This is a genomic window from Roseobacter sp. (genome assembly GCF_024639605.1).
Lineage (GTDB): Bacteria > Pseudomonadota > Alphaproteobacteria > Rhodobacterales > Rhodobacteraceae > Roseobacter.
In genome coordinates this window covers 1-5,167 of record NZ_JAHEHZ010000080.1, presented here as the reverse complement: position 1 = coordinate 5,167, position 5,167 = coordinate 1, and the positions used below count along the sequence as shown (strand labels likewise).

4 protein-coding genes and 1 pseudogene are annotated in these 5,167 nt (G+C 60.9%); 4 read left to right on the top strand and 1 reads right to left on the bottom strand.

Going from position 1 to position 5,167, the window contains the following annotated elements:
- Positions 1 to 9: 9 nt before the first annotated feature.
- From Q0M35_RS11570 to Q0M35_RS11560, 3 genes are all read left to right on the top strand, one after another.
- Complete coding sequence (locus Q0M35_RS11570; RefSeq protein ID WP_295315369.1) at positions 10 to 699, top strand: glutathione S-transferase family protein; 690 nt, start codon at positions 10 to 12, stop codon at positions 697 to 699.
- A 3-nt stretch (positions 700 to 702) separates the two neighbouring features.
- Positions 703 to 2,076 carry an L-serine ammonia-lyase gene (locus Q0M35_RS11565; protein WP_295315367.1) on the top strand — a complete coding sequence of 458 codons (1,374 nt, stop codon included), beginning with the start codon at positions 703 to 705 and terminating at the stop codon, positions 2,074 to 2,076.
- 82 nt (positions 2,077 to 2,158) lie between these two features.
- Complete coding sequence (locus tag Q0M35_RS11560; RefSeq protein WP_295315365.1) at positions 2,159 to 3,064, top strand: DMT family transporter; 906 nt, start codon at positions 2,159 to 2,161, stop codon at positions 3,062 to 3,064.
- Here Q0M35_RS11560 and Q0M35_RS11555 read toward each other — a convergent pair.
- Positions 2,991 to 3,713 (bottom strand): thiamine diphosphokinase, encoded by a 723-nt coding sequence (locus tag Q0M35_RS11555; RefSeq protein ID WP_295315363.1) that lies wholly within the window; start codon positions 3,711 to 3,713, stop codon positions 2,991 to 2,993. The two genes, Q0M35_RS11560 and Q0M35_RS11555, sit on opposite strands and share 74 nt — an antisense overlap.
- A 136-nt stretch (positions 3,714 to 3,849) precedes the next feature.
- On the opposite strand from Q0M35_RS11555, the pseudogene Q0M35_RS11550 reads away from it, so the two are divergent.
- A pseudogene (locus Q0M35_RS11550) lies at positions 3,850 to 5,167 on the top strand (hypothetical protein); the annotation flags it as partial.

The following is a 5,167-nucleotide window of genomic DNA, read 5'->3' as shown; positions in this document are numbered from 1 at the left end:
TGAGGCCGCATGACCGCTCCGCTGATCCTGCATTATGCACCTGACAATGCCTCCCTGCCCGTGCGGCTGGTGCTGGAGGAACTGCAGCTGCCGTTCGAGACAAGGCTTGTGGACCGCGCAACAGGAGCGCAGCGGGCACCGGCTTATCTGGCGCTGAACCCGGCGGGGCTTATCCCCGCGCTTGAAACACCCGACGGGGTGATTTTTGAAACCGCCGCAATTCTGTTGTGGCTGGCCGACCGCAGCGGCAGATTTGCGCCGGCACCCGCCGGGCAGGCACGCGGGACATTTCTGAAATGGTTGTTTTTTGCGTCGAACACACTGCATGCAGAGCTGCGGCGGCTCTTTTATGCCGGAAAATACATCGGCGATGACCCGGGTGATCAGGAACTTCTGCGGTATCACGCCCGCCGCGCGGTGCTGGCGCATCTGCGTCTGCTGAATGACGCACGCGGGCCGGACACACCACTGAGCGTACTTGATTTCTATCTGGCAGCGATGGTGCGCTGGTGCGCGCTTTATCCGCGCGGCACCGCTCACAGCTGGTTTGATCTGAATAGTTTTCCGCAACTGCACAGTATGGCGGCGGCGCTTGAAATGCGCGACAGTGCAAAAGCCGCGCAACAGGCCGAAGGTCTCGGCCCCACCCCGTTTACGGCGCCGCACCTGCCGCAGCCGCCCGAAGGGACAGCGATCTGAGCCATGTTTCTTTCCGTATTCGATATGTTCAAGGTGGGAATCGGCCCGTCGTCCTCACATACCATGGGGCCGATGGTCGCCGCCGCGCGCTTTCTGGAGATGATGCGCGCGTCGCCCTTTGAATTCCACGGGCTGCGTGCCTCGCTGCACGGCAGTCTCGCCTTTACCGGCGTGGGGCACGCGACCGACCGCGCCGTCATTCTGGGGCTGGCGGGGTTTGTGCCTGACACCTACGACCGAGCAGAAGCCGAAAAAGTACTGACGCACATTCAGAATACCGGCATCATCCGCCCCGAAGGTTTGCCGGAACTGCAGTTCGCGCCCGCGACCGATCTGATTTTTGATTACGATACACAACTGACAGGCCATGCGAACGGGATGATCCTGATGGCGACGGATGCGCAGGGCGATGTGACGCTGCGCGAGACTTTCTATTCGGTCGGGGGCGGCTTTGTGCTGACCGAAGCCGAACTGGCAGCCGGCAAAGACACGGACGAGGGCGCGCCGGTGCCCTTTCCGTTTAAATCCGCCGCAGAAATGCTCCGGATGTCATCGGCCTCAGGCAAAAGCATCGCGGCCATGAAGCGCGCCAACGAGGAAACCCGCGTTGGCGCCGAAAAGTTGCAGCGCGGCACAAGACGGCTCTGGGAGGTGATGGACGACTGCATCGCGCGCGGCCTGACCAGCGACGGCATCCTGCCCGGCGGGCTCAGCGTGCGACGCCGGGCGAGCGGCATCTATGACAAGCTACAAAGCGAACGCGGCATGAACCTGACCGCGCCCCATACGATCAACGACTGGATGTGCGTCTATGCCATGGCCGTCAATGAGGAAAACGCCGCCGGCGGTCAGGTCGTGACAGCGCCAACCAATGGTGCGGCCGGTGTTCTGCCGGCGACGCTGAAATACTACCTTGAGCATGTGCCGGGCGCTTCTGAGGCGCATATCGAGGATTTTCTGCTCACAGCCGCAGCGATCGGCGGACTGGTCAAATACAACGCCTCCATCTCGGGCGCCGAGGCCGGGTGCCAGGCCGAGGTCGGCTCTGCGGCCGCGATGGCGGCGGCAGGGCTCTGTGCGGTGCTGGGCGGAACGCCGGGTCAGGTCGAAAACGCGGCCGAAATAGCTCTTGAGCATCACCTCGGGATGACCTGTGACCCGGTAAAAGGGCTGGTACAGGTGCCCTGCATTGAGCGCAACGGTCTGGGTGCAATCAAGGCTGTCTCCGCCGCTTCTCTGGCGCTGCGCGGCGACGGCACGCATCTGGTGCCGCTGGATGCCTGTATCGAAACCATGCGGCAGACCGGTCTGGACATGTCCGAAAAGTACAAAGAAACCTCGCTGGGCGGGCTGGCCGTAAATGTACCCAATTGCTGAGATTCCGGTCAGCGCGCGACTAAATCCGGTCAGTATTCAACCTTTCCTTGCACTGCACTTTGTCTGCGCCTAGCGTCCTGATATGAATTTAGACCGGCCTATGCTCGGGATCCTGCTCATGCTGGGTTTCTGCATTCTGGCGCCCGTGGGCGACGCGATTGCAAAGATCCTGAGTGAGACAGTCCCCCTTGGACAACTTGTACTGGTGCGTTTCGCCATACAGGCACTGATCCTTATTCCGCTGATCTGGTTCACCGACAGGCTATGGCGTATGACGCCGCGCGTGTTCTGGCTGACCCTTCTGCGCACCGTGCTGCACATCGCGGGCATCGCCATGATGGTGACCGCATTGCGCTATCTGCCCCTGGCCGATGCCGTCGCGATTGCCTTTGTCATGCCGTTTATCATGCTGCTGCTTGGAAAATACGCATTACAGGAAGAAGTCGGCGTGCGTCGGATTACCGCCTGTGCTGTGGGCTTTGCCGGCACGTTGCTGGTGGTTCAGCCCAGCTTTGCCGAAGTCGGCTGGCCCGCTCTGCTGCCCGTCGGCGTTGCGGTGAACTTTGCGGTTTTCATGCTGGTCACGCGCAAAATCGCGCGTGAGACCGACCCGATCAGCCTGCAGGCGGTCAGCGGTGTCATGGCGGTTGTGATGCTGCTGCCTTTGCTGCTGATTTTTCAGGACACCGTCTGGACAGACTTACAGATCGTGAGCGTATCAGCTTTTGACTGGACGCTGCTGCTGAGCATCGGACTCCTTGGCACTCTGGCACACCTGCTGATGACCTGGTCGCTGCGCTATGCGCCATCGACGACCCTGGCGCCGATGCAATATCTGGAAATCCCTTTTGCGACGATCCTCGGGTTTCTTGTTTTCGGTGACTGGCCGGATCCGATGGCGTTTGTGGGGATTCTTATAACGATGGCGGCAGGTCTCTATGTCGTTCTGCGCGAGCGGGCCACCGCCCTTGCGCTGGCAGCTGAGTAAAGAGCGCCGCCACCGCCGCCAGAAATACGCGTGGCAGCAGACAAAGCATAAATGGCGCGTGCATTTCCAGTTCCAGATCGCCGGTGGAAAGATTTGACGTGCCCGCCCTTTTGCCGGGCTCAAAGCTGATCCCCGCAACCGGCCACCTGAGCCCCTGCGACCGTCCGGTGACCGGCCCCATCGGAAAGAGCGACACGCGGGTACCGGCCTCCATGCGGAGCGACATCTGCGGCGGGCAGAGAAACACCACATCGCGTTCAGTCAGCAAAACCACGGGGCTGTCGCAGCGCACCACCATTGTATTCAGTGCCGCGAGCTGATGATCCGTACGGCCGCCGGAAAACCCCACCGCGACAATCAGCGGGGCATTGATATTGCGCAGCGCCTTGTCGAAATCAGTGCTGTCCTGTTCAGTGATTGGGTGCCTGTTTTCGGGCGGGATTTGCGCGAGACCAGCAGGTGATATAGAGTCCATATCGCCGATAACGGCGACGGGGTTGTACCCTGCGAAGAGCGCCGCGTCAGCGCCGCCATCGGCCGCCACACAGACCGGCGCAAGATCAGTTGCTGCGGCCAGATCACCCGCTCCGATACTGCCGCCACCGACCAGCGTCACCGGTAAATGGCTCTCTACAATGGTATTTTTCACCTAAGTTTAACGTCCCTGGTTGAGTAAGTCACAATGTCGCCACGAAATGATACGGAAATGATCACAGATTCGGACCCCTTTGGCACCTGCCATCTTGGTAAATATCTTGTTGATAAAAGCAGAGGACGAGCATCCGATGATCAATAATAACAAGATCCTGACAGTCTCTTATGGGACATTTTCCTGTACGCTGGAAGGTTTCGACGACAGCTTCGAAACAATGAAAGCAATTGCCGAGTATTTCCGGGATCTGGCTGCTGATGATCGCTATTTCGGGGCCGAACCGCCGCAGCCTGACGCCGACATGCTGGCTCGCATTGCCGGCCGGGAAATGTCGCGCCGAGTAGAGGCAAGCGAGCATGACGGCCGTATTCTGCTCAAAGCGCATGAAGAACCCACGCCGGGCGAGGCACCCGTCGCCGAACCTGCGCCGGTGGCTGAGGCCGCTCCTGCCACAGCTTCTCCGGTGTCGCCGGCCGCGGCAGCCCCGGCGGCTCCTGAGACCGCAGAGCCCGCTCAATGGCAGGGCGCATATACGCCCGCGCCGCTGCCACCGGAGGATCCCGCGCACCTGTCGCAGGCCGAGCCGGCGCAGCCCTTTTCCATCGATACAGCACATTCCGCGCCTGTTGGCGCTGAAGCACCGACCAGCGCTGATGAATTTTTTACGGCCGGCATTCCGGTTCCTCCTGCCGGGTCCACCCCGGCTGAAACCGTGTTTGAAGACGAAGAACACACGCAGCCGGGCGTGGTCGCTGAGACCACCAGAGCCCCCGCCGCAGGCAGCATCACGGACCGGCTCGCCCGGATCCGCGCGGTTGTTTCCCGGCAGGTCGTGGTGACTGAAACCACCGGCGTTTACGACGAAGAGGAGAGCGTGCCTGCCGCGGCCTCTGCCCCGAGCTTTGAGGCCATGGGTGTTCAGAGCGACGCAGACCCGTCACAGGACGACGGGGTGGCGGTATCAGAGGACCCTTTGTCCGCAGTCACGCGGGACATTGAATTCGCGCTAGATGCCGATGACCAGTTGCTGTCTGAGGCGGGCTCTGCGGACGAAGCCGAAGAAGAGGATGATCTGAGTGCAGTTCTCAGCCGCATAGAAGCCGGCGCCACAGCAGAGGAGGACACGGCAACCGACGCCGGTGAAGCTCAGGATACGGATCGAGAAGAAGACGAAGCGCAGAACGGGGATGACGAGACCACATTCAGCCAGCAGTTTTTTCAAACTGCCGACGACGAGACCGGTCAGAACGCTCTTTACGAAGATGAACCTGAATTGGTCAGAACCGATGCAGACGGCTTCGTACCGGCGCCCGAAGAGATCATCAGCACCGGACGCGACGATGATCTGATTCTCACGGAAGATGAGCTTGCTGCCGATGATCTGCCGGAACAGCCCGCTGCAGAGGAAGAGCTGTCCGATGAGGATGAAGAGCAGACGCTGGCTTCGGAGC